This is a genomic window from Glaesserella sp. (assembly GCF_041817755.1).
Lineage (GTDB): Bacteria > Pseudomonadota > Gammaproteobacteria > Enterobacterales > Pasteurellaceae > Glaesserella.
Genome location: NZ_JBGYBX010000048.1, coordinates 15,790 through 39,216, shown reverse-complemented (window position 1 = coordinate 39,216; position 23,427 = coordinate 15,790). Strand labels below are relative to the sequence as shown.

25 protein-coding genes and 1 pseudogene are annotated in these 23,427 nt (G+C 46.7%); 13 read left to right on the top strand and 13 right to left on the bottom strand.

Translation table 11 applies throughout. The annotated features are described in order from the left end of the window. The 3 genes from dnaK to dnaJ all read left to right on the top strand — a co-directional run. Positions 1-1,639, top strand: a 1,639-nt coding sequence (dnaK, locus tag ACEYKX_RS07145) for a molecular chaperone DnaK (RefSeq protein WP_373780672.1), incomplete at its 5' end; no start/stop codon positions are given. A gap of 16 nt (positions 1,640-1,655) precedes the next feature. Then, positions 1,656-1,904 carry a hypothetical protein gene (locus ACEYKX_RS07140; protein WP_373767534.1) on the top strand — a complete coding sequence of 83 codons (249 nt, stop codon included), beginning with the start codon at positions 1,656-1,658 and terminating at the stop codon, positions 1,902-1,904. A 226-nt stretch (positions 1,905-2,130) separates the two neighbouring features. Further along, positions 2,131-3,270, top strand: coding sequence for a molecular chaperone DnaJ (gene dnaJ / locus ACEYKX_RS07135; RefSeq protein ID WP_373767533.1), 1,140 nt, complete (start codon positions 2,131-2,133; stop codon positions 3,268-3,270). Between the two features lie 40 nt (positions 3,271-3,310). Here the strand turns inward: dnaJ and yccS are convergent, their stop codons facing one another. The 4 genes from yccS to ACEYKX_RS07115 form a co-directional block, all read right to left on the bottom strand. Continuing rightward, complete coding sequence (gene yccS / locus ACEYKX_RS07130) at positions 3,311-5,494, bottom strand: YccS family putative transporter (RefSeq protein ID WP_373767589.1); 2,184 nt, start codon at positions 5,492-5,494, stop codon at positions 3,311-3,313. Positions 5,495-5,592: 98 nt separating this feature from the next. Beyond that, positions 5,593-5,868 (bottom strand): deoxyribose-phosphate aldolase, encoded by a 276-nt coding sequence (locus ACEYKX_RS07125; RefSeq protein WP_373767532.1) that lies wholly within the window; start codon positions 5,866-5,868, stop codon positions 5,593-5,595. A 37-nt stretch (positions 5,869-5,905) separates the two neighbouring features. Then, positions 5,906-6,370, bottom strand: a complete 465-nt coding sequence (locus ACEYKX_RS07120) for a glycine zipper 2TM domain-containing protein (RefSeq protein WP_373767531.1) — start codon at positions 6,368-6,370, stop codon at positions 5,906-5,908. A gap of 20 nt (positions 6,371-6,390) precedes the next feature. Then, complete coding sequence (locus tag ACEYKX_RS07115) at positions 6,391-7,008, bottom strand: VOC family protein (RefSeq protein WP_373767530.1); 618 nt, start codon at positions 7,006-7,008, stop codon at positions 6,391-6,393. A gap of 38 nt (positions 7,009-7,046) precedes the next feature. Here ACEYKX_RS07115 and argS point away from each other — a divergent pair, with 38 nt between their 5' ends. Next, positions 7,047-8,774: an arginine--tRNA ligase gene (gene argS / locus ACEYKX_RS07110; RefSeq protein WP_373767529.1), complete on the top strand. Its 1,728-nt coding sequence runs from the start codon at positions 7,047-7,049 to the stop codon at positions 8,772-8,774. A gap of 36 nt (positions 8,775-8,810) precedes the next feature. Here argS and trpS read toward each other — a convergent pair whose 3' ends face one another. The 5 genes from trpS to rppH form a co-directional block, all read right to left on the bottom strand. Further along, positions 8,811-9,839, bottom strand: a complete 1,029-nt coding sequence (gene trpS, locus ACEYKX_RS07105) for a tryptophan--tRNA ligase (RefSeq protein ID WP_373767528.1) — start codon at positions 9,837-9,839, stop codon at positions 8,811-8,813. Positions 9,840-9,935: 96 nt separating this feature from the next. Next, a complete protein-coding gene (locus ACEYKX_RS07100) occupies positions 9,936-10,607 on the bottom strand; it encodes a phosphoglycolate phosphatase (protein WP_373767588.1) in 672 nt (223 codons plus the stop codon). 46 nt (positions 10,608-10,653) lie between these two features. Next, the gene (gene lgt / locus ACEYKX_RS07095) at positions 10,654-11,472 is read right to left on the bottom strand and encodes a prolipoprotein diacylglyceryl transferase (protein ID WP_373767527.1); all 819 of its coding nucleotides are present in this window, start codon (positions 11,470-11,472) and stop codon (positions 10,654-10,656) included. A gap of 11 nt (positions 11,473-11,483) precedes the next feature. Further along, the gene (locus ACEYKX_RS07090; RefSeq protein ID WP_373767526.1) at positions 11,484-12,272 is read right to left on the bottom strand and encodes a sulfite exporter TauE/SafE family protein; all 789 of its coding nucleotides are present in this window, start codon (positions 12,270-12,272) and stop codon (positions 11,484-11,486) included. Further along, positions 12,269-12,862: an RNA pyrophosphohydrolase gene (rppH, locus tag ACEYKX_RS07085; RefSeq protein WP_373780673.1), complete on the bottom strand. Its 594-nt coding sequence runs from the start codon at positions 12,860-12,862 to the stop codon at positions 12,269-12,271. Before rppH ends, ACEYKX_RS07090 begins: the two co-directional genes overlap by 4 nt. On the opposite strand from rppH, the gene ACEYKX_RS07080 reads away from it, so the two are divergent. Further along, positions 12,764-12,967: a hypothetical protein gene (locus ACEYKX_RS07080; RefSeq protein WP_373780674.1), complete on the top strand. Its 204-nt coding sequence runs from the start codon at positions 12,764-12,766 to the stop codon at positions 12,965-12,967. The two genes, rppH and ACEYKX_RS07080, sit on opposite strands and share 99 nt — an antisense overlap. Positions 12,968-13,429: 462 nt before the next feature. Here the strand turns inward: ACEYKX_RS07080 and tpx are convergent, their stop codons facing one another. Next, positions 13,430-13,927 carry a thiol peroxidase gene (tpx, locus tag ACEYKX_RS07075; protein WP_373767524.1) on the bottom strand — a complete coding sequence of 166 codons (498 nt, stop codon included), beginning with the start codon at positions 13,925-13,927 and terminating at the stop codon, positions 13,430-13,432. 160 nt (positions 13,928-14,087) lie between these two features. Between tpx and ACEYKX_RS07070 the strand changes: the two genes are divergently transcribed. The 8 genes and pseudogenes from ACEYKX_RS07070 (at position 14,088) to ACEYKX_RS07035 (ending at position 21,568) form a co-directional block, all read left to right on the top strand. Then, entirely contained in the window at positions 14,088-14,810 is a 723-nt protein-coding gene (locus ACEYKX_RS07070; RefSeq protein WP_373767523.1) for a 1-acylglycerol-3-phosphate O-acyltransferase, read from the top strand. Positions 14,811-14,813: 3 nt separating this feature from the next. Next, positions 14,814-16,223: a multicopper oxidase domain-containing protein gene (locus ACEYKX_RS07065; RefSeq protein ID WP_373767522.1), complete on the top strand. Its 1,410-nt coding sequence runs from the start codon at positions 14,814-14,816 to the stop codon at positions 16,221-16,223. Between the two features lie 137 nt (positions 16,224-16,360). After that, positions 16,361-17,314 carry an acetyl-CoA carboxylase carboxyl transferase subunit alpha gene (gene accA, locus ACEYKX_RS07060; RefSeq protein ID WP_373767521.1) on the top strand — a complete coding sequence of 318 codons (954 nt, stop codon included), beginning with the start codon at positions 16,361-16,363 and terminating at the stop codon, positions 17,312-17,314. A 133-nt stretch (positions 17,315-17,447) separates the two neighbouring features. Further along, positions 17,448-18,308 carry a pyridoxal kinase PdxY gene (gene pdxY, locus ACEYKX_RS07055; protein ID WP_373767520.1) on the top strand — a complete coding sequence of 287 codons (861 nt, stop codon included), beginning with the start codon at positions 17,448-17,450 and terminating at the stop codon, positions 18,306-18,308. A gap of 189 nt (positions 18,309-18,497) precedes the next feature. Beyond that, complete coding sequence (gene dhaK, locus ACEYKX_RS07050; protein WP_373767519.1) at positions 18,498-19,562, top strand: dihydroxyacetone kinase subunit DhaK; 1,065 nt, start codon at positions 18,498-18,500, stop codon at positions 19,560-19,562. Positions 19,563-19,581: 19 nt separating this feature from the next. Continuing rightward, positions 19,582-20,190 (top strand): dihydroxyacetone kinase subunit DhaL, encoded by a 609-nt coding sequence (gene dhaL, locus ACEYKX_RS07045; RefSeq protein WP_373767518.1) that lies wholly within the window; start codon positions 19,582-19,584, stop codon positions 20,188-20,190. Beyond that, a pseudogene (gene dhaM, locus ACEYKX_RS07040) lies at positions 20,183-20,578 on the top strand (dihydroxyacetone kinase phosphoryl donor subunit DhaM); the annotation flags it as partial. The gene dhaL and the pseudogene dhaM, both read left to right, overlap by 8 nt. Further along, positions 20,558-21,568, top strand: coding sequence for an HPr family phosphocarrier protein (locus tag ACEYKX_RS07035; protein ID WP_373767587.1), 1,011 nt, complete (start codon positions 20,558-20,560; stop codon positions 21,566-21,568). The pseudogene dhaM and the gene ACEYKX_RS07035, both read left to right, overlap by 21 nt. Before the next feature lie 126 nt (positions 21,569-21,694). Here the strand turns inward: ACEYKX_RS07035 and ACEYKX_RS07030 are convergent, their stop codons facing one another. The 3 genes from ACEYKX_RS07030 to lspA are packed head-to-tail and all read right to left on the bottom strand — an operon-like array spanning position 21,695 to position 23,368. Then, complete coding sequence (locus ACEYKX_RS07030) at positions 21,695-21,934, bottom strand: succinate dehydrogenase assembly factor 2 (RefSeq protein WP_373767517.1); 240 nt, start codon at positions 21,932-21,934, stop codon at positions 21,695-21,697. Beyond that, entirely contained in the window at positions 21,934-22,878 is a 945-nt protein-coding gene (ispH, locus tag ACEYKX_RS07025) for a 4-hydroxy-3-methylbut-2-enyl diphosphate reductase (RefSeq protein ID WP_373767516.1), read from the bottom strand. Before ispH ends, ACEYKX_RS07030 begins: the two co-directional genes overlap by 1 nt. Positions 22,879-22,882: 4 nt before the next feature. Then, the gene (lspA, locus tag ACEYKX_RS07020) at positions 22,883-23,368 is read right to left on the bottom strand and encodes a signal peptidase II (protein ID WP_373767515.1); all 486 of its coding nucleotides are present in this window, start codon (positions 23,366-23,368) and stop codon (positions 22,883-22,885) included. Positions 23,369-23,427 lie beyond the last annotated feature (59 nt).

Genomic DNA, 23,427 nt, shown 5'->3' with positions numbered 1-23,427 from the left:
GCCGTTTGAAATCAGCAAAGCGGATAACGGTGATGCGTGGGTATCGGTGAAAGGTGAGAAAATGGCTCCGCCACAAATCTCTGCGGAAGTATTGAAAAAAATGAAGAAAACTGCAGAAGATTTCTTAGGTGAGCCGGTCACTGAAGCCGTGATTACTGTGCCGGCTTATTTTAACGATGCACAACGTCAAGCAACCAAAGATGCAGGTCGTATCGCTGGTTTAGAAGTGAAACGTATCATCAACGAACCGACAGCGGCGGCATTAGCTTACGGCTTAGACTCTAAAAAAGAGAACCAAATCGTTGCAGTATATGACTTAGGGGGCGGTACGTTCGACTTATCTATCATCGAAATTGATAACTTAGACGGCGAACAAACCTTTGAAGTGCGTGCAACCAACGGTGATACTCACTTAGGTGGTGAAGACTTTGACAACCGCTTAATCAACTACCTTGTTGAAGAGTTCAAAAAAGAACAAGGCGTGGATTTACGTAACGATTCAATGGCGATGCAACGTGTGAAAGAAGCGGCGGAAAAAGCAAAAATCGAACTTTCATCTGCTCAATCAACTGAAGTGAATCTTCCGTATATCACCGCAGATGCAACAGGTCCAAAACACTTGGTTTTAACTGTGACCCGTGCGAAATTAGAAGCGTTAGTGGAAGATTTAGTCAATCGCTCATTAGAGCCGGTAAAAGTAGCATTAGCCGATGCAGGTTTAAGCGTATCTGAGATCAACGATGTGATCTTAGTCGGCGGTCAAACCCGTATGCCGTTAGTACAGAAAAAAGTGGCGGACTTCTTCGGCAAAGAACCACGCAAAGACGTAAACCCGGATGAAGCGGTCGCTATCGGTGCAGCGGTACAAGGTGGCGTATTAGCGGGTGATGTAACCGATGTATTATTGTTAGACGTAACCCCGTTATCATTAGGTATCGAAACAATGGGTGGCGTGATGACAACCTTAATTGAGAAAAACACCACGATCCCAACGAAAAAATCGCAAGTGTTCTCAACGGCGGAAGATAACCAAAGTGCGGTAACTATTCACGTGTTACAAGGTGAACGTAAACGTGCGTCTGATAACAAATCATTAGGTCAGTTCAACCTTGAAGGCATTAACCCGGCACCACGCGGTATGCCACAAATTGAAGTGACCTTCGATATTGACGCAAACGGAATTATCCACGTTTCTGCGAAAGATAAGAACACAGGTAAAGAGCAACAAATTAAGATCCAAGCGTCTTCAGGCTTAAGCGATGCGGAAATCGAACAAATGGTGCGTGATGCGGAAGCGAATGCAGAAGCAGACCGTAAATTTGAAGAGTTAGTGCAAACTCGCAACCAAGCGGACGCAATTGCTCACTCAACCCGTAAACAGATCGCCGAAGCAGGTAGCAATCTTGCTGACGCAGATAAAGCGAAGATCGAAGAAGCGGTAGCGGCATTAGAAAAAGCGGCGAAAGGCGAAGATAAAGCGGATATCGAAGCGAAAATCGAAGCCCTCGTAAAAGCATCCGAGCCGTTAATCCAAGCAGGTCAAGCTCAGGCTCAACAAGGTCAGCAACAAGCGCAACAAAGTCAAAAAGATGACGGCGTGGTAGATGCTGAGTTTGAAGAAGTGAAGGATCAAAAATAGATTAGGGGATATTTGTATGAACGTAGAAAAAACGGAAATTGAATACTCCGAAGACGATAATACTTGCGATAATTGTGGAGCAGCAATAACTGAGTCGGATCATGCATTATATTGTGAAGACTGTGAGATGAGTATGGATGAATCAGTCCAGCCTAAGGAAGGTAGTGTTTGTGACAATTGCGGAAAGCCTGCAACAGAATCAGCCTTTTCTCGTTTATATTGTGAAGATTGTTATAATGATGATCTTGGTTCACTAAATAACTAGAATATAAGGGCGTGGAAACACGCCCTTTTGGTGTATTTGTCTATCAACAATGGCTCTCTACCTAGCACGGCATAGCCGTACTAGGTTACGTATAGTTCAGCCCCGCTGGGGCTGTAGGGGAAGAGCCGCAGCGCGGCTCATTCAGCCGAAGGCTGATCGTAACCACGTACGGCTTTGCCGTGCGTGGATAAAGCGAAAGCCACATGCAATTATTGAGTATAATTAAATGGCAAAAAAAGATTACTACGAAGTCCTTGGCTTACAAAAAGGGGCGAGTGAGCAAGAGATTAAACGTGCTTATAAACGTTTAGCGGCAAAACATCACCCTGATAAAAACCAAGGCAGTAAAGACGCTGAAGAAAAATTTAAAGAGATTCAAGAAGCCTACGACGTATTAGGTGACAGCGAAAAACGTACAATGTACGACCAATACGGTCACCAAGCCTTTGAACAAGGTGGTGGATCCGGCGGTGGTTTCGGCGGATTTGGCGGTGGCGGTTTCAGCGGTTTTGAAGATATTTTCAGCGAAATGTTCGGTGGCGGATTCGGTGGTGGCGGCCGTCGCCAACGTGTCGTGCGTGGCGATGACTTACGTTACGATCTGGAAATCACCCTTGAAGAAGCCGTACGAGGCGTGAAAAAAGACATTCGCATTAAAACCCTTGCCGAATGTGATACGTGCCACGGAACCGGTGCCGAAAAAGGCAGCAAAGTCGAAACCTGCCCACACTGCCACGGTTCGGGACGGATTCGCCGCCAGCAAGGGTTCTTTATGACGGAAACCGCTTGTCCGAGCTGTCACGGCACGGGCAAGAAAATTGAGAAACCGTGTAAACATTGCCACGGTGACGGTCGGGTTCATAAAACTAAAAATCTTTCCGTGACCATTCCGCCCGGTGTGGATACCGGCAATCAGTTACGCTTGGCTGGCGAAGGTGCCGCAGGCGAAAACGGGGCGCCGGCAGGGGATTTATATGTGGTAATTCACGTGAAAGAGCACGATATTTTCGTGCGGGACGGCTCTAATCTCTATTGCGAGGTGCCGATCAGCTTCACCATGGCGGCATTAGGCGGAGAAATCGAAGTGCCGACCTTAGACGGTCGTGTGAAACTCAAAATCCCGGCGGAAACCCAAACCGGTAAATTATTCCGTGTACGCGGTAAAGGGGTCACCGGCGCCAGAGGCGGTTATGCCGGAGACTTAATCTGTAAAGCCATTATTGAAACGCCGGTTTCATTGAACGAAGAGCAGAAAGAACTCTTGCGTAAACTGGAAGAAAGTTTAGAAGGCAAAGGTAAACACCGCCCGAAACACGAAGGCTTTTTTGACGGCGTGAAAAAATTCTTTGATAATTTAGGCAAGTAAGCGGTCGGAAACGTATGACATTTTACAAAGAGCAGTTTCATCACTGCTCTTTTTTTATTTGATGATACTGCTGCTCCATTCCGACAAACATCCATAGTTGCGGCAACATTTGAACAATCAAACGGAGTTGTTGTAATAACATGAGGCTACGCTCATCAATGCGGGTTTGAAAATCGGTTTCAAACCGACGCAATTGTTCATCCATATGGTGAATCGTTTGTTCCGTGCATTCGGCGCCTTTTGCCATCTGTTCCAGTAATAATGCCACTTGTTTACCCTGTTTAAAGAAGACGGCGGAAAAATCCACATCATGATTTAATTCATTACTATCGGTTCGATGGGCGCCAAGAGCCGAAATATAACCCATCAGTGTATAGCTGAGCCCCAATAAGGTCGGCGCAAAAGCGAGTGTTTGTTGATATTTTTGCGGCTCGCTCGTCATGTTTGAAACGGCGGTGCTTAAACTTGCCAACGCATTTTGTGCCGAACGGCGGGCAATACGATAGGAAAGCTGATCCCGATAACCGAATTGCAGCTGGGCAATAATATGACGCAGGTATGTTGAACTGGTTTGCAGCGTTTCTTTCAAACTGTTGTGTAAATTGACGTATTTCCAATCTTGCCATAAGAAAGAGACCGCAAACCAAGCGACAGTCACACCAATGAGCGTATCAATCATACGCGGCAACATGGCGCCGTTCGGATCCAATCCCACCACATCAAAGCTGACCAAGACTTGAATCGTAATGAAGAAGGTGGAAAAACTGTAGTTATTCGTTCGAAAAAAGAAGAACAGGCTGCTGGAGGCGACAATCAAGCCAAGTTGCGCTTCCAAACTCGGCGACAAATAACGGAATGAAAGCCCGACAATGACTCCCGCTACCGTACCGATCATACGCTGGATTAACCGTTTTTTCGTGGCGGAATAGTTTGGTTGACACACCAAAATGGCCGTTAATAAAATCCAATAACCTTGTTCCAGTTGTCCCGTTTCGACAATGACACTGCAGCAAAAAACGACGATAGATAAGCGCACGGCATGGCGGAACAACGGTGAACCAAAATGGCACTGGCTGCGGATAGCCTGTAACATATTGCGGAAGCCGGAAATATTTTCGGCGATCAAGCGGGCGGTTTTCGGCGGTTTTTTGCGACTATCCATTGCGTTGTTTTCGTCGGCGAGTTGAGCAAGTTGCCCTTCGATATTGCGTAAATTTTCCGCAATAGACTGTAGCGTATGAAAGTGTGCAATACCTTTTTCTTGATGATAGGTAAGAGATTGGTTTAGCCCTAACAAAGCGCGTTCGCCCCTTGGGTTATGTTGATAGGGTTCATTATGGCGTAATGCGTGGGCAATTTGCCGGCAGGCGATTGCCTGTAGCTCCAAAATACGTTGAAAACGAAAGATCAAATCACTGTTTTTCAGCGATTGAAATAAAGCTTCGTAATGAGAATGGCTTGAACCGGCCCGCTCCCAAATATCCTGTCCGGTAAAATAATAACGTAGCATTTTTTGCGTGCGTAAATGACGGTGCTGCCCGCGTAAGCGGTAAAAAAGCGAGACCCGCGCTTTGTCTAAGGTTGTCATCACGTCAACATTCGCCTTGGCTAAGGTGAATTGTTTCGCCGGTAAACAATCGGTGTCATCCGGATCAAAAAAATCGGATTTTGCCTGCAAATATTGCCCCAACGCATCAAAGTATTGCGCCATATTTTCTTGCACCGTTCGGTTCGGGAAAATCAAATACACGACAACCGCAACCAGCCCGTAAAGCAATGTGCCGAACAGAATCAGAAGTGTGTTGGCATACCACGGAGATTGCGGCGTATAGGTTAGCGTGGTATACACGGCAACCAATAACGTTCCGAAAGCAATAGTGCTGTAACGTTGACCGATGGCGCCTAACATAATAACCACAAAGGTGATGAGTGTAATCAGCGGTACAAACAACCAACCGTGACTTAATGCCAATTGTGCGCTCAAAGACGATACGGCAAAGGCGATTAAGGTAAAAAACAGGTTTTTTAATCGCCCGGTTAAGCGGTTGTCCAAATCCGATAACCCTGCGGCGATAATCCCTAACACCAAGGCCATGGTATGTTGCGAAATCGCTAATTGCCATACGGTCAGTGCGGCCAAATTGGTGGCAAAGAAGATCGGTAGTGTGCCGATGATGTTTGCGTTTAACCGATTAAAGGAGAGTGTTTTCAACAGGGCATTCATGACAAGCGGTCGGTTTCGTGAAATATTTTGCAATTTTATGCCAAATCCGCCAATAAAAAAACCTCGAACAGGTCGAGGTTTTTCTCACATGATTCCGATTATTTAAATTCGTAACGACGAATAGTTTTTAAATCGGCATCCTCTTGATTGTATGTGTCCGAAACATGCACACGTGCACCGACGGCGGCATGGGCATCATAATGACGCGTCATGGTAACGACTTCACCGCTGTCTTTTTTCACGGTGATTTCTTCTACCTTGGTGTCAATCGGTTTACTGCTGATAATCGTCGCATTCCCGTTGGAAGAGTACATTTCTGCAGTACAGGCGGTTAACGCCGCGCTCATTAATACAATCAGAGAAAGTTTTTTCATGTGGATGTCCTTATGATATAAAAATAAACAAAGTTAATTAAAGTAATGATACGTTGAGATCGGAACTTGATCCCACGATTCTTACGCGTTTACCCGGTACAAATCCTTCTTCTTTTTTCTGTACCACCGCAATTTCTTTCCCGTCATCTTTGCGGATGACCATTTCTAATGCCGTTACTTGGCTGGCTTTTTCTTCCACCGTGCTACCAATCATCGCCCCGGCGATTGCTCCGACGGTACTTGCCAACGCCTGACCGCTACCGCCGCCGATGGTTGAACCGGCAATGCCGCCGACCACACCACCGCCTACGGTGCCTAACACACCCTGATTATCCGCTTGGATTTTGACCTCGCGGACGGACAAAATCGTACCGTAGCTGATTGAACGCGCTTCTTTCGCTTGATCGCCGCGGTAGACATTGCCACCGTAAACATCCGTATTTGCACAACCGGCTAACAATAAACCGGACAGAAATGCCGCTGCTAAGCCACATTTTTTCATAGTTAAGTCTCCTAAAAAATTCAGATTGTTTGCTCTGAATGAACAATGCATTTTATATCATAAGGGTGCAGCTTTAGACAACCATTATGCTGATAAGTTGCCGATTTTAGTGTTATGGCGATGCTCGGATTCGGTAATTGCTCTCCTTCGGCGTGAGGTTGGCTGATTTTTACGTGAATATGTGGATTTTGGGACAAATGAAAGTGTGCTAACGTGCGTGCGATCCATTGGTCGACAGTTTCACCTTCCGACATCGGGAAAACCGCTTCAATATGTTCCCAGCCCTCTTTCGGGTACGTTTTTCCTTTGGGAAACGGCAGCTCAATAACCGAAACGGCTTGCCCGCAAAAGATGATCGGCTGATTTAAGTTAAAGAGCCCGATCGGGCGACCGTTTACCTCACTTTCTTTTAATAAAGTTGAACCGGTCAGTAACATCACTTTCCATTGTCGGGCGATTTCATCACTATTCATCCGCACCGCAAGATGATCGATAGGATATTGATGTAAATCGATGCCGGCAACCTCGGCGATTTGTCGGATGTGATGTTCGAATTCGGTAAGATCACCGAAACAAGCGGTGAGTTTTGTGAAAAAATTTGCAAATTCTAAGCTTTTAACAGGGTTTTTTAGTATCATTGCATCCATTTTTTTATGACAAGACAATAGGTTAATTCGTGAATATTCAACACATTCTATCGGAAAAAATTAAGCAGGCAATGGTTGCCGCCGGGGCGGAACACGATGTTGAGCCGCTAGTGCGTCAATCGGGCAAAGTTCAATTCGGTGATTATCAAGCTAACGGCATCATGGGCGCCGCCAAAAAACTGGGGTTAAACCCACGTGAATTTGCACAAAAAGTGGTAGATAACGTGGATTTAAACGGCATGGCAGAAAAATTAGAAATCGCAGGTCCGGGCTTTATCAACATTTTCTTACAGCCGACGTGGTTAGCCCGACAAGCAGAAACCGCATTTACTGACGATAAATTAGGCATTCACTTAAATCAAACTCAAACCGTGGTGGTGGATTATTCTTCTCCAAACGTCGCTAAAGAGATGCACGTTGGGCATTTACGCTCAACAATTATCGGTGATGGCGTGGTGCGTGCCTTAGAATTTTTAGGCAACAAGGTTATTCGTGCCAACCACGTTGGCGACTGGGGCACGCAGTTCGGTATGCTGATTGCTTACCTGGAAAAAATGGAAAACGAACACGCTTCTGAAATGGAGTTAAGTGATATTGAGGCCTTCTATCGTGAAGCGAAACGCCATTATGATGAAGATGAGGCATTCGCCGAAAAATCACGTAATTACGTGGTGAAATTACAAAGTGGCGATGAATATTGTTTAGCGATGTGGAAAAAATTAGTCCGTATCACGATGGATCAATGCCAACAAAACTATAACCGCTTGAACGTGACACTCACTGAAAATGATGTCATGGGCGAGAGCCTTTACAACCCAATGCTGCCTGAAATTGTGGCGGATCTAAAAGCTCAAGGTTTAGCCGTTGAAGATGATGGGGCGTTAGTGGTTTTCCTTGAAGAATTTAAAAATAAAGACGGCGACCCAATGGGCGTGATCGTGCAGAAAAAAGATGGCGGTTTCCTTTACACCACCACCGACATTGCTGCTGCCAAATATCGCTACGAAACGTTAAAAGCAGATCGTACGTTAGTCTTTTCGGACACTCGCCAAAGTCAACATATGCAACAGGCGTGGTTAATCACGCGCAAAGCAGGTTATGTACCGGACAGCTTCAGCCTTGAACATCACAACTTCGGAATGATGTTAGGCAAAGATGGCAAACCATTTAAAACCCGTACAGGTGGCACTGTTAAATTAGCCGATTTACTTGACGAAGCCGTTGAGCGTGCAGAAAAATTAATTGCAGAAAAAAATCCGGATCTGACCGCTTGTGAAAAGCAAGCTGTGGTGGAAGCCGTGGCTATCGGGGCAGTGAAGTACTCCGATCTCAGCAAAAACCGTACCACAGACTATGTGTTTGACTGGGATAATATGTTGAGCTTTGAAGGCAACACCGCACCTTATATGCAATATGCCTATACCCGTGTGCGTTCGATCTTCAGTCGTGCAGGGATCGACCCGAACAGCTTAACGGGCAATATCGTTTTAATCGACGAAAAAGAACGCAACCTTGCGATTAAATTATTGCAGTTTGAAGAAGCCGTGACGGTGGTTGCTAAAGACGGTACACCGCACGTTCTCTGCCAATATCTCTATGAATTAGCAGGCATTTTCTCTAGCTTCTACGAAGCCTGCCCGATACTCAATGCCGAAGAAAGTATTAAGCAAAGTCGCTTAAAACTGGCTCACTTAACCGCAAAAACCTTAAAACAAGGGTTGGATCTGTTGGGTATTAAAACGGTGGAAAAGATGTAATGAAAAAGGGGCGCTTAAGCGCCCCGAATTATTATATTAGCCGACGAAACCGACAACGTTATAAACCTGTTCTAAGGTGGCTTTGGCTTTCGCACGCGCTTTTGCCGCGCCTTCGCGGTACACTTTTTCCAATAACGCTTCATCATTACGGAAATGTTGATAACGCGCTTGGATGTCGCTTAACAATTCTGTGACGGCATCGGCAACGGCGCCTTTTAAGTGACCGTACATTTTGCCTTCAAACTCTTTTTCCAATTCGGCAATGGTTTTTCCCGTCACACTGGACAGAATATCCAACAAGTTGGAAACACCGGCTTTCTCTTTGACGTCATAACGCACGACAGGCGGTTCGTCGCCGTCGGTCATCGCCCGCTTGATTTTTTTCGCAACGGCTTTCGGATCTTCCAGTAAGCCGATGACATTGTTACGGTTATCGTCCGATTTCGACATCTTTTTCGTCGGTTCCAACAATGACATAATCCGCGCTCCGGTTTTGGCAATATAGACTTCCGGCACTTGGAAGATACCGTCGGTCACATTCCCTTCGGCATCTTTTTTGCCGTATAACGCATTGAAACGGTTTGCAATGTCACGTGTAATTTCAAGGTGCTGTTTTTGGTCATCGCCGACAGGTACCAAATGGGTTTGATATAACAAAATATCGGCTGCCATTAAAATCGGGTAAGTAAACAAACCGACGTTCACGTTATCTTCATAACGGGCGGACTTGTCTTTAAATTGGGTCATACGCCCCATTTCACCGAAATAGGTGTAGCAGTTTAAAATCCACGCCAACTGGGAGTGCTCCGGTACGTGCGATTGAATAAAAATTGTGCTTTTTTCCGGATCCAAACCGCAGGCAAGATAAATCGCCAAGGTGTCTAACGTCGCTTTACGCAAGGCTTCCGGGTCTTGGCGCACGGTAATGGCGTGTAAATCGACGATACAATACAGACATTCGTAATCATCTTGCATTTTCGCCATATGGCGTAATGCGCCCAAGTAGTTGCCGATAGTCAATTCGCCTGACGGCTGAATGCCGCTGAATACAATTGGTTTTGTCATCACAGTTATTCTCTTTTTAATGAAACGGACAAGCGGTCGGACACGGGCGGTATTTTGCAAAATGCCGCGAAAATCTGACCGCTTGTATACGAACGGTTATGCCAGAATTTTTAATAAATCGGCAAAATCCTCACAAACATAATCCGGCTCCGATTCCTGAATCGGAATGTTGTAATTATAGCCGTAAGTTAAACCGACACTGGCGCAGCCTGCCGCTTTCGCCGCTAAAATGTCGTTTTTGGAATCGCCGACAAATAAGACTTCGTGCGGATACAGCCCGAATTTTCCGCATAAATAATACAACGGTGCCGGGTGCGGTTTGATCACCGGCAGAGACTGTCCGCCTAACGCCTCGGCAAACAAGTGATCAATCTCGAACGCTTTCAGTACAGGTAACACATGCTTGGTCGGTTTATTGGTCACCACCGCCAAGGTATAGCCTTGCGCGTGTAACGCTTCCAAGGTGGATTTGACGTGCGGATAAAGCTCACTGATATTACAGACGTTTTCCCCGTAAAAATGACCGAAGCGCCGCTTGATTTGCGCAATTTCCTCATCACTGAACGCGGAGGCTTTCTCCGTCCACGCCAATCCTTTGGCAAATAACACATCCGCACCGTTACCGATCCAAGTCATTACCGCCTCTTCCGGTGCTTGCGGCAAGCCGACTTCGGCAAACGCCGAGTTGAGTGATAAGGCTAAATCAGGCAGGCTGTTGACTAATGTGCCGTCTAAGTCGAAACCGATTAATTTAAATTTCCGAGTCATGATTACACCATTACATTGTTGTTTGACAAGCGGTAGGATTCCGCCGTTATTTTGCAATTGATTTTGCATTGTTCAATCGGTAAGCGAATACCATGATAATGAGCCCACCGATAATCATCGGTAAAGAGAGCAGTTGCCCGCGGGTAATGACATCCGCCGCCGTATTGACATTCGGATCAAACTCGCGGAAATATTCCACGATAAAGCGGAACGTACCGTATCCGAGCAGGAATAGTCCCGCCACCGCACCGGTCGGACGCGGTTTACGGATAAAGACGTTCAAAATCAAAAACAACACCAGTCCTTCTAAAAAGGCTTCGTAAAGTTGTGACGGATGGCGCGGCGGGCTGAACGAACCGTCGGCATATTTTTCCACCATCGCCCACGGCACATCGGTGACGCGTCCCCATAATTCACTGTTAATAAAATTCCCGATGCGTCCCATGCCTAAGCCGAACGGAATCAGCGGTGCAATAAAGTCGGCGGTTTGCCAAAACGAACGCTGTTGACGGCGGGACGTCCAAATCATTGACACAATCACCCCGATCAAGCCGCCGTGGAACGACATTCCCCCTTCCCAAATGCGGAAAAGATAAAGCGGATCGTGCAAAAAGTAATCGAAGTTATAGAAGAAAACATCGCCGATTCTGCCGCCCAACACTACGCCTAAAAAGCCGTTAAAGAGCAGTTGATCGACTTGCTCTACGCTCCAAACACCGCCGGATTGTTTTGCCCGGCGCGTGCCGAGCCAATAGGCGAAGGCAAAGCCGAGCAAATACATGACCCCGTACCAACGAAGGCTGATTGGACCAAAACTGAAAATAATCGGGTTAATCTGCGGAAAAGTTAAAAACGCGTCGTTCATATATCCTCAAATTATTTAAAAAACATGTTAGCGGCAATCAGCATTAACATCACGGCAAACGCTTTTTTCAGTGTCGGTACCGGCAATACGTTTGCCGCATTCGCCCCCAATTTGGAGGTGAAAAAAGAGGTTAACACAATGCCGAGTAAGGCGGGCAAATACACATAACCGAGCGAGTAGTCCGGTAAATTCGGGTTATTCCAACCGCTCAAGATAAAACTCAAGGTAGCGGCGAAGCCGAGCAAACAACCGCATAATGAAGAGGTACCGATTGCCCGTTTAAGTTCTATTCCGCGTCCGTTTAAGAACGGCACGATAAAGGCACCGCCGGCGATACCGGCAAAGCTGGACAGTACGCCGATAATACCGCCCGCTACAATTATCGATTGGGTGGTTAACGGTTTTGTCGCTTTGGGTTTGAGCGACAAAAACATTTTCGCCGCCAAAAACAACACCATCACCGCAAAGATTTTCGACATGAGCGCTTTCGGCAAATCACTGACGACCAATCCGGCTAAAAAGACCGCAATCATTAATGACGGCACGAAAAACTTCACGACGGACCAATCGACATTCCCCAGCTTGTTATGACGTTGTGCGGCGGAAAAGGTCGTCACGACAATCGTGGAAAAAGACGTACCCAGCGCAATGGTCATTAATAAATCATGAGGCACGCCGACCTTCGGCATTAAATAGACGAGACAAGGGACGATAATTAATCCGCCCCCGATACCGAATAACCCCGCCAAAAAACCGGCAACGGCGCCCAAGGCTAAAAAACTGAAAAAAACCTCAATCATTTGTTCTTTCCTTTATTGGTACGATAAGGTTTACGATATTCCCGTTTGTCGGTGCGGTGTTCCCGTCTGTCCGATTTTATTCCCTCCTGCGTTTTCGTCGCCTCCGCTTTCGAGGATTCGTTCATCAAAACTTGCGCGAACTCCTTCATGACTTTACGGTAAACGTCCCGTTTAAACGAAACGACCTGTCGCACGGGATACCAAAAGCTGACCCAACGCCAGCCGTCAAATTCCGGTGCTTTGGTCGCTTTTAAATTAATAAGACTTTCGTCGCCGACAAGCTGAAGTAAAAACCAACGCTGTTTCTGCCCGATACAGACAGGTTGAGTGTTTTCCGTGCGCACTAAGCGTTTCGGGAGTTTATATTTCAACCAATATTTAGACGCCCATAGCAATCGTACATCTTTTTTCGATAAACCGACTTCTTCATAGAGCTCACGGTACATTGCCGATTCAATGTTTTCTCCCTCATTAATTCCTCCTTGAGGAAATTGCCAAGAGTTTTGACCAAACCGTTTTGCCCACAGAACTTGTCCGTGTTTATTGCAAATGACGATGCCTACATTTGGGCGGTAACCATCAAAATCGATCAATTCAGACCGCCTTACGTTATTGCATTTTTATATGGCGTTGATTGTTTCATAATTCACGCCTTTGAACAACCACAACATCAACAAGCGGTCGGTTTTAGCTAAAATATTGCAAGCTGTGGATAATGTTGTGGATATATTGAGGAAAATACAAAGAAAGTTCGGTATAACGCCGTAAACCGTTTGATCCGACAAGCGATCCGGAAAGATCGGAAAAATACTTGTCAGACCTGTAAGGATCCACAAGCTTTGAATGAAATTACAGCCGTTTTGGTATAATCCGTGCTAAACACAGATGAAAGTGCGTATGTTATGCACATTACTCGGAATTTATCCCCATCTAATGTGGATAACCATGTGACAGATTTTGAAAATGATCGTGTATAATCATCGAAAAGATCGTGATCTTGATTTTTTATATAATGAAAACAATATGTTGTGTTTTATGAGAAAAACGGAATAAATGGCGGTTGTTTTTTGTTCGGTGAACGGAAATGGTAAAATAACGATGAAAAGTGACCGCTTGTATACAACGGTACGGGCGCCCCCGTACCTTGAATCCGCGAGTTATAATACGGCAAGCGCCGCATCGTAGTTCGGTTCTTGTTTGATTTCAGGAACCAGTTCGCTATGCAGCACGTTGTTGTTTTCATCCAGCACAATCACGGCTCGAGCCGTCAGCCCGGCAAGCGGACCGGTGGCAATATCGACCCCCAGCGCTTGATGGACAGTTTTATTGCGGAACGTGGATAACGTTTGGGCATTTTCAATGCCTTCCGCACCACAAAAACGGGCTTGGGCAAAAGGTAAATCGGCGGAAATACAGAGCACCACCGTATTGTTCAAATTTGCCGCTTTTTGATTAAATACCCGCACGGATGTCGCGCAAACGCCGGTATCAATACTTGGGAAAATATTTAAGACTTTGCGTTTACCGGCAAAATCCGCCAAGGAAACCTCGGCTAATCCGTTGTTAACCAAGGTAAAATCGGAAATGACGTTACCTTTTGTCGGAAATTGACCGTTCACCTCAATCGGGTTGCCGGCTAATGTGATGTGGCTCATAAATACCTCTCTTTAAGTGTGTGGGAAAGATTTCTCCAATATAACGATTTTTACGGCGGATTCAAACGGTTTAAAACGTCTTTAAACGATGTTTATCGTTTGGCTATTTGCCTTTATCTCCGCTATACTTTGTCCGTCTTTTTATTCTAAGGTTATTGTTATGTTGAAGATTCTTCGCATCATTGTCATTTCATCGCTTGCCGTCATCATTTCCATTATCGGTACCGTTTACGCTTTGATTCGTTGTCGTCATCCGGACAGCGTCAGCGTGGTCGCAAAAATGTTCGGGGCATTACATCCGTTATTGGGGATTAAATTGATTACCCGTCCGAAACCGGAATTTAACCAACCGGCAATTTATATCGGGAATCACCAAAATAACTACGATATGATCACGATTGCCGCCATGGTACCGCCGCGTACCGTCAGTATCGGTAAAAAAAGTCTGATTTGGATTCCGTTTTTCGGTTTAGTCTATTGGGCGACCGGAAATATTTTTATTCATCGTGAAAAACGCAGCAGCGCAATTAATACCATGAACACCGTAGCGAACATCATCAAAGAAAAGCAGATTTCGGTGTGGATGTTTCCGGAAGGCACCCGTAGTCGCGGGCGCGGGCTAATCCCGTTCAAAACCGGGGCGTTTCACACGGCTATTGCGGCGGGCGTGCCGATCGTTCCGGTCGTGTGTTCAACCACGCACGATAAAATCGATCTGAATCGGCTGAATAACGGAGTCGTTATCTGTGAAACCCTTGATCCGATCGATACGAGTGGCTATAGCCGTGATAATTTGAAAGAATTGATCGAAAAATGCTATCACACCATGCAGACAAAAATAGCAGAATTGGATCAAGAAGTCGCTGAACTTGAACGTAAATAATCTATGATGAAACTTTCCCGTCGACAATTTATCAAGCGAGCTTCCGTCGCCGGTGCGCTTGTCTTTGCACCGAAACCGCTGCTGGCAAAAGACCGCCCCGCCTTAGTGATACCGCCGTTAATGGATGTCGGGAGAGGGCGTCCGGTGCGCTTGGATTTTCGACCGGCGCAAACCCAATTCATAGCCGGTAAATTGGTCGAAGTTTGGGGCGCTAACGGACGTTATTTGGCTCCGACGGTACGGGTAAAATCGGGTGATTTTGTCAAACTGACCTATTCCAACAATTTACCGCAAGCGATTTCCATCAATATTCAAGGGCTGTCGGCACCGACGGAAATGATCGGATCGATTCACCGTAAACTGCCGCCAACAAGCAGTTGGTCACCGATTTTATCCGTCAACCAACCCGCTTGTACCTGTTGGTATCACGCCGAGACGATGTTCAATTCCGCCTTTCAGGTATATCGCGGTTTAGTCGGTTTTTGGCTGATTGAAGACAGCGAAAGCCGTAAAGCACAATTACCCAACAAATACGGAGTGAACGATATTCCGTTAATTTTGCAGGATCAGCAAATCAACAAAGACGGTATCCAGGTGTTGAATACCCAATCCGCTCAATTTTTCGGTAAACGTTTATTGGTGAACGGGCAGGCTTCCCCGTATGTAACGGTGCCGCGCGGCTGGGTGCGCTTACGTTTGGTCAACGCCTCACTTTCACGCCGCTATGATTTACGTTTGGATAATCAACAACCACTGTACTTAATCGCCTCCGGTCTCGGCTACTTGGCCAAGCCGGTTGAAATGTCGAATATTCAGTTGGCACCTTCCGAACGCATTGAAATTTTGATCAACTTGAACGAAGGGGACCGCGTTTCGTTGATCAGCGGTGAACCGCGTGATTTCATGTATAAAATCGGGCAATTGTTTAGTGACGATGACGATTTGGAAGATAACGTTGTGTTGGAATTACGCCCGGAAGGTTTGCCTTCGGCGTTAAATACCGAGCCGCAACTGCCGCCGTTTGCCGTAGCCGATTTTCAGTTAAACGTCTCGGCGGAACGTAAATTTGTGTTGCGTCCGACGGATCGTTTAATCAATCAACAGCGTTTTGATCCGAAACGGATTGATTTCGAGGCAGTCAAAGACAGTGTGGAACGCTGGTATGTCCGCAGTACCGAGGCGGTCGGCTTTACCGTACAAGGGGCGAAATTCATTATTGAAACACGGCAACGCGAGAAAGAGCCGCATGCGTTGTTGGCTTGGCGCGATACCGTTTGGATTGACAACGATCAGGAAGTCACGTTATTGGTTAAATTCGACCACAGCGCCTCGGAAAAATTACCCTTTACCTTCGGCGTGTCTGATTTAATGTTGAGAGACCGAGGCTGCCTCGGACAGTTTACAGTCAGCTGAACGGCGCGTTTACAAGCGGTCGGATCTGTCATGAAAATTGCAAAAATTGCGAGAAATCCGTTTGCATTATTCCCCTTTCTTGCAATTCACTGATAGAATACGCTGATTTTGTTTCCGCTAACCTGATAGGAAAAACTATGAGTACCGAATATTTAGATTTTGAATTACCGATTGCCGAGCTTGAAGCAAAGATTGAAGCATTGCGTTCTGCGGTCGGTAATGACGATAAAATTAACTTGGACGATGAAATTTCGCGTTTACAAAAAAAAAGTGAAGAATTAACCAAAAAAACCTTTGCTGATTTGGATGCATGGCAAATTTCACGGATGGCGCGCCATCCGAGTCGTCCGTATACTTTAGATTATATCGAGCGCATTTTTACGGAATTCGATGAATTGGCGGGTGACCGCGCGTTTGCAGACGACAAAGCGATCGTCGGCGGCATTGCCCGCCTCGACGGTCGTCCGGTGATGATTATCGGCCACCAAAAAGGTCGTACGGTAAAAGATAAAGTCAAACGGAATTTCGGTATGCCGGCGCCGGAAGGTTACCGTAAGGCGTTACGTTTAATGCAAATGGCGGAGCGCTTTAATTTACCGATCATTACCTTTATCGACACGCCGGGCGCTTACCCGGGAATCGGCGCGGAAGAACGCGGTCAATCGGAAGCCATTGCCCGTAACTTGCGTGAAATGTCCACCTTAAAAGTGCCGGTGATTTGTACGGTAATCGGTGAAGGCGGTTCCGGCGGCGCGTTAGCTATCGGTGTCGGCGATAAAGTAAACATGTTGCAATACAGTACTTATTCGGTGATTTCGCCGGAAGGTTGTGCGTCCATTTTGTGGAAAAGCGCCGAGAAAGCCTCTACCGCCGCCGATGTGATGGGCTTGACCGCACCACGTTTAAAAGAGTTGGAATTAATCGATAACATCGTGCCCGAACCGTTAGGCGGCGCACACCGCAATTTCGATGAAATGGCGGCAAATTTAAAACAGCGTTTGTTGGACGATTTGGCTGATTTAGCGCCGCTCAATGCCGAAGCACTGTTGGATCGCCGTTACCAACGTTTAATGAATTACGGTTACGTATAATCGGCTGACAAGCGGTCGGATTTTGTAAAATATTTGCAAAAACCGACCGCTTGTTTGTTTTGGACATATCCCGCTTCCTATCAATATTTATCACAACGTTCTCCCTGTTTGACGTAGACTTAGAGGTAATCGAATGAAAAATGTACTCTCCATCCAATCCCATGTCGTTTACGGCTATGCCGGCAATAAATCCGCCGTTTTCCCGATGCAACTGCTCGGTATTGACGTTTGGGCGTTGAATACCGTTCAATTCTCTAATCACACTCAATACGGTAAATGGACGGGGATGGTGATACCGAAAGAGCAAATCGGTGAAATTATTCGCGGTATCGATGAAATCGGTGCATTGGAAAAATGCGATGCTGTTGTATCGGGTTACATCGGTTCGGCTGAACAGGTTGAAGAAATCGTTAATGCTTTCAACATAATCAAACAACGTAACCCTAAAGCAATTTATCTATGCGATCCGGTGATGGGACACCCCGATAAAGGTTGTATTGTTGCCGACGGCGTTAAGGAAGGGCTGATTAATCTGGCGATGGCGCAAGCGGACATCATCACCCCGAATCTGGTGGAATTACGGGAACTGAGCGGGTTAACCGTTGAAAACTTTACGCAAGCGATTGAAGCGGTTAAAGTCATTTTAAGCAAGGGACCGAAACGGGTGTTGGTCAAACATTTAAGTCGCGTGGGTAAAGATCCGAGTCAATTCGAAATGCTGCTTGCCAACCAAGAAGGGATTTGGCATATCAGCCGTCCGTTGCATGCGTTTGCCAAAGAGCCGGTCGGCGTCGGTGATTTAACCGCAGGGCTTTTCTTGGCGAATTTACTCAACGGTAAATCGGATGTGGAAGCCTTTGAACACACCGCCAATGCGGTGAATGCCGTGATGGAAATGACCCATCAGCACGGCAGTTATGAATTACAATTGATTGCCGCCCGTGAACTTATCGTCAATCCGACCAGCCATTATCACGCGGTTAGGATTGCTTAATTTCAGTGCCCGCAAGCATATACAAGCGGTCTGTATGGCGGGCTTTTTTGCAAATGACCTTATAGCTGCTCATCTCAAAATTTCTTTTTCGCTCACAAATTTTCCGTTTTGTGAGCGAGATCGCAACATCAAACCTAATTCTTTGCTATTGTTCTTCTGTTTTTTTAGCTAACAGAAGGAATCTTGTCTATGAAAAAACTGATTAATGATGTTGAACGCATTCTCGATGAGCAATTATTGGGGCTCAGTTTGGCTCATCCGGGATTAAACGTGCACCATGATCCGGTTTATGTGACCCGTCGCGATGCGCCGGTTGCCAATAAGGTCGCATTGATTTCGGGCGGTGGCAGCGGGCACGAACCGATGCATGCCGGTTTTGTCGGACAAGGTATGTTGGACGGTGCGTGTCCGGGCGCTATCTTCACGTCTCCGACTCCCGATCAAATGTATGAATGCGGGTTGGCGGTGGACAGCGGTAACGGGGTTTTACTGATTATCAAAAATTATACCGGCGATGTGCTGAATTTTGAAACGGCGGTGGAATTACTGCACGGCGACGGTGTGAAAGTCGCTTCCGTGTTGGTGGATGATGATGTGGCGGTGAAAGACAGTTTGTATACTGCCGGTCGTCGCGGAGTGGCAAATACCGTGCTGATTGAACGCCTGCTTGGTGCGGCGGCGGCACAGGGGCAAGATTTGGATGAGCTTGTCGAACTCGGACACAAACTCAACAATAACGGGCATTCCATCGGCATTGCGTTAGGCGCTTGCACTGTGCCGGCAGCCGGAAAACCTTCTTTTACGTTGGCGGAAGATGAAATGGAATTCGGTGTCGGTATTCACGGTGAGCCGGGTATTGAACGTCGCACCTTCACCAATTTAAACGATACCGTCGATCAAATGTTCGCCACCCTGATTGAAAACGGTGACTACCAGCGCACCATTCGGGTATGGGATCGTGAAGCAGGCTGTTGGCAAGAACAAGAACAGCGCAAAACCGCATTGCAATTCGGTAACCGCGTTATTGCGATGGTCAATAACTTGGGTGCCGTACCGACTTCCGAACTTTATGCCGTGTTTGCGCGGCTCAAACATAATTGTGAACAATTCGGGCTACGTGTGGAACGTAGCATGGTCGGTTCATTTTGTACCTCATTGGATATGCAGGGGATATCGATTACACTGTTAAAAGTGGATGAGCGTGACCTTGGTCTCTTTGATGCCCCGGTCAACACCCCGGCGTTGAAATGGTAATGGAAAATAAGGACAACGCATGAATATCAGTAAATCGCAGATGCTTCAGTGGCTGGCTCGTTGTGCGGAAAAATTTCACGCGAACCAAGCTTTTCTGACCGAACTGGATACGGCAATCGGTGATGCGGATCACGGTTTAAATATGCAGCGCGGCTTCAGTAAAGTGGCGGAAAAATTGCCGACGCTGGAAAACAGTGATATCGGCACGATTTTCAAAACCGTCGGCATGACTCTACTGTCCAGCGTCGGCGGGGCAAGCGGTCCGCTGTTCGGCACGCTGTTTATGAAAATGGCGCAATCCACGGCGGGCAAAGAGAGTTTAACCTTAGCGGAATTCAGCCAATCGTTACAAGACGGCGTGAACGGTGTTGTTGCCCGAGGAAAAGCGGAAATCGGCGATAAAACCATGTGTGATGTTTGGTTGCCGGTGGTTACTGACTTGCAAATCAATGCGGATCCGGCTCAAGCGCTTGTTTTGGCGAAAAAGGCACTGGCGGATACCGTTCCGTTACAGGCAAAAAAAGGGCGGGCAAGTTATTTGGGCGAACGAAGTATCGGTCATCAAGATCCGGGCGCAACCTCGGCGATGTTGATGATTGAAGCATTCTATGAGGTGATGCATGGTTAATATTGTGTTGGTCTCTCATTCTTATACCTTAGCTTGCGGGGTGGCGGAATTAGCCGAACAGATGAATCAGGGCTGTAAAATCGCGATTGCCGCCGGTATGGCGGAACCGGAAAATGCCATCGGTACGGATGCCGTTCGGATTATGTCCGCCATAGAACAAGTGTATAGCCCGGAAGGTGTCGTTGTCCTGATGGATCTCGGCAGTGCACTGTTAAGTGCCGAAGCGGCATTGGATCTGATCGGCCCGGAAATGGCAAAAAATGTCAAACTCTGTTCGGCACCATTGGTTGAAGGGGCTTTAGCCGCCGTCGTCAGCGCCTCAAACGGGGCGAGCTTATCTCAGGTTATAAGGGAAGCGGAAAATGCATTGAACGCCAAACGTGAGCAACTGGGTGAACAAGAGTCGCCACAAACCGATACGGAAAATCGTCCGTCTTCCTCGGCACGTGCATTTGATTGGATTGTCAAAAATCCTCACGGAATCCATGCCCGTCCGGCGGCCAAAATCGTACAAGCCGTTTCTCCTTTCCAAGCACAGGTTTGGGTCAAATATCAGCAAAAATTTGCCGATGCCCGCAGTTATAATCAATTACTTCAACTTCAGGTTCTCCCTCAACAAGTGATCACTTTCTATGCCGAAGGGGAGGAGGCGGAGCAAGTGCTTGCGGCATTGGAAACGTTGGCAACCCGCCATTTTGATGAATCTGTCAAAGTGATTGACACGAAAGTGCAACAAGGGATCACGATTTTCCCTGACGCGATCGAAGGACAAGCGGTCTGTTTTCGTCAACATTTTGCAAAACTGCGTGAAGATCGCACCGCTTGTATTGAACTTGAAGACGCCATTGAGCTGACTCAAGCTCAGCTGCGTGAACTGGAACAGCATCCGAAGCTGAGCGAAGATTTTCGTTTTCTGTTTCAAGCTCACCAATATCTGTTGGATGAAGTGCGGGAGGAAATCGAGCGGCTGGTGGAAGACGGGGATGTGCTTGAGGCGTGCGAACAGGTTTTCGGTGCCTTGATCGACCAATATCGTCAATTGGATGATCCTTATTTGCAAGCAAGGGCGATCGATGTGGAAGATCTTGCCTACCGTTTGACGGCGAATCTGCAAGATGTGGAAATTACGTTGCCGGCATTGCAGCCGAACGATCTGTTATGTTGCGATGATCTTTATCCGTCCTCCTTAGTCGGGTTACTCGATCGTTCGTTTTCGGGAATTTGCCTTGCGGAGGGATCGGCGTTTTCACATGCGGCGTTGATCGCCAAATCATTACGGATTCCGATGGTGATCCAATTGGGAGAGGGCTTGAAGCAAATCACGAACGGTGATCATCTCAAATTAAATTGGTTGGAAGGAACCGTTGAAGCTTTCTGAGTGTGTCGGAATACGACAACCGAATGAAAAAGTGATGGCTTGCCATCACTTTTTTCTTTGTTACAAGCGGTCGGTTTTGCCTGATATTTTGCAAATAATGTTTTTAGCGAAACAAGGACATGCAAATCAATACACCAACTTGGATTGAATGAGTTTTACCATCTCTTGCAGCGCTTCGGTCGGCGGTATGTCCTGATTCATAAACCAGCGGAATAACTCCGGATCGGTATAGCCCAGCATGTCGACAAAGGTTTGCTGTTGAGCATCGCTTAAGCTGTCAAAATGTTCCTGATAAAACGGCATGATCATTTTATCCAATTCGCGCATGCCGCGACGGCATTCCCATTCAATTTTAAAGCGGTTCATCAATTTACCTCCGTAATGCGTAATTCACGCGGGACTTCAAAGACGGTATTTTCTTCACAACCTTCCAGTTCCTGCACGTTGGTCGCACCTAAAGTTTTGAGGTGTTCTACGACGGATTGTACCAAGATTTCCGGCGCGGACGCCCCGGCAGTAATACCGATGGTTTGTACGCCTGCCAACCAGTTCGGATCGATGTCTTGCGGGCCGTCAATCAGCTTTGACGGCGTTCCCATGCGGGAAGCCAGTTCGGCAAGGCGGTTGGAATTCGATGAATTTTTAGATCCGACGACTAACACAAGTTGTGCTTGTGTTGCCAATTCGCGTACGGCTTGTTGGCGGTTGGTCGTCGCATAGCAGATGTCATTTTTACGCGGACCTTGAATCGCCGGATATTTCCGTTTTAACGCTTCAATGACATCACTGGTATCATCAATGGATAACGTCGTTTGGGTCATAAACGTCAAATCTTCATCATCTTTTAGACCGAGTTTGGCAATATCTTCTACATCTTCGACCAAGAAAATACCGCCTTCTTCATTATCATATTGCCCCATGGTACCGACAACTTCAGGATGTCCTTCGTGTCCGATCAAAATTGCTTTTGTTCCTTTACGGCTGGCTCTCGCCACCTGCATATGGACTTTAGTCACAAGCGGGCAGGTCGCATCAAACACTTTTAATTCACGACGTTTGGCTTCTTGACGTACGGCTTGCGAGACACCGTGAGCGGAGAAAATCACAATCGCACCGTCCGGCACCTCATCCAGCTCTTCGACGAAAACCGCCCCCTTAGCTTTTAAACCGTCGACGACGAAGCGGTTATGCACCACTTCATGACGTACATAAATCGGCGCACCGTGAATTTCCAACGCAAGTTCTACGATTGAAATTGCGCGGTCTACCCCCGCACAAAAGCCCCTCGGATTGGCTAAAATAATGTTCATTTAATCACTCTTTTTTACTTTTACGATGTTCTAACACGGAGTCTAAAATCAGTAATCCGGCTCCCACGACAATACCGATATCGGCAATGTTAAACACCGGATAATGATAAATATCCCAATAAAAATCTAAAAAATCAACGACATAACCGTGATAGGCCCGATCAACGGCATTCCCTATTGCGCCACCGATAATTAAGGCATAAGCTGCGTTTTGCAATTTAAGTTCGGCATTATTTTTAAACAGCATCACCACGAGCGCAATCGAAATCACGATAGCTAACCCTAAGAAGAAATACTTTTGCCAACCGGCGTGATCCGCCAAAAAGCTAAATGCCGCACCGTAATTTCGAACATAAGTGAGGTTAAAAATCGGCAGTATATTGACACTTTCATACAACTCAAACCGTTGTACCACAATATATTTGGTCCATAAATCCACGACCAGCACTACAGCACTTAGCCATAACCACGGCAAACCTGTTTTTTTCATTTGTTTCCTTTTATCTTATTTAAAAAAGAGGCGAAGTTTCTTTCAACCCAGTATCCTGC

Excerpts from the sequence above, each read along its gene's own strand:
- ACEYKX_RS07140 (WP_373767534.1), top strand. The coding sequence starts at position 1,656 with ATGAACGTAGAAAAAACGGAAATTGAATACTCCGAAGACGATAATACT.
- dnaJ (WP_373767533.1), top strand. The coding sequence starts at position 2,131 with ATGGCAAAAAAAGATTACTACGAAGTCCTTGGCTTACAAAAAGGGGCG.
- yccS (WP_373767589.1), bottom strand. The coding sequence starts at position 5,494 with ATGAATGCCCTGTTGAAAACACTCTCCTTTAATCGGTTAAACGCAAAC.
- ACEYKX_RS07125 (WP_373767532.1), bottom strand. The coding sequence starts at position 5,868 with ATGAAAAAACTTTCTCTGATTGTATTAATGAGCGCGGCGTTAACCGCC.
- ACEYKX_RS07120 (WP_373767531.1), bottom strand. The coding sequence starts at position 6,370 with ATGAAAAAATGTGGCTTAGCAGCGGCATTTCTGTCCGGTTTATTGTTA.
- ACEYKX_RS07115 (WP_373767530.1), bottom strand. The coding sequence starts at position 7,008 with ATGATACTAAAAAACCCTGTTAAAAGCTTAGAATTTGCAAATTTTTTC.
- trpS (WP_373767528.1), bottom strand. The coding sequence starts at position 9,839 with ATGACAAAACCAATTGTATTCAGCGGCATTCAGCCGTCAGGCGAATTG.
- ACEYKX_RS07100 (WP_373767588.1), bottom strand. The coding sequence starts at position 10,607 with ATGACTCGGAAATTTAAATTAATCGGTTTCGACTTAGACGGCACATTA.
- lgt (WP_373767527.1), bottom strand. The coding sequence starts at position 11,472 with ATGAACGACGCGTTTTTAACTTTTCCGCAGATTAACCCGATTATTTTC.
- ACEYKX_RS07090 (WP_373767526.1), bottom strand. The coding sequence starts at position 12,272 with ATGATTGAGGTTTTTTTCAGTTTTTTAGCCTTGGGCGCCGTTGCCGGT.
- tpx (WP_373767524.1), bottom strand. The coding sequence starts at position 13,927 with ATGAGCCACATCACATTAGCCGGCAACCCGATTGAGGTGAACGGTCAA.
- ACEYKX_RS07070 (WP_373767523.1), top strand. The coding sequence starts at position 14,088 with ATGTTGAAGATTCTTCGCATCATTGTCATTTCATCGCTTGCCGTCATC.
- ACEYKX_RS07065 (WP_373767522.1), top strand. The coding sequence starts at position 14,814 with ATGATGAAACTTTCCCGTCGACAATTTATCAAGCGAGCTTCCGTCGCC.
- accA (WP_373767521.1), top strand. The coding sequence starts at position 16,361 with ATGAGTACCGAATATTTAGATTTTGAATTACCGATTGCCGAGCTTGAA.
- pdxY (WP_373767520.1), top strand. The coding sequence starts at position 17,448 with ATGAAAAATGTACTCTCCATCCAATCCCATGTCGTTTACGGCTATGCC.
- dhaK (WP_373767519.1), top strand. The coding sequence starts at position 18,498 with ATGAAAAAACTGATTAATGATGTTGAACGCATTCTCGATGAGCAATTA.
- dhaL (WP_373767518.1), top strand. The coding sequence starts at position 19,582 with ATGAATATCAGTAAATCGCAGATGCTTCAGTGGCTGGCTCGTTGTGCG.
- ACEYKX_RS07030 (WP_373767517.1), bottom strand. The coding sequence starts at position 21,934 with ATGAACCGCTTTAAAATTGAATGGGAATGCCGTCGCGGCATGCGCGAA.
- ispH (WP_373767516.1), bottom strand. The coding sequence starts at position 22,878 with ATGAACATTATTTTAGCCAATCCGAGGGGCTTTTGTGCGGGGGTAGAC.
- lspA (WP_373767515.1), bottom strand. The coding sequence starts at position 23,368 with ATGAAAAAAACAGGTTTGCCGTGGTTATGGCTAAGTGCTGTAGTGCTG.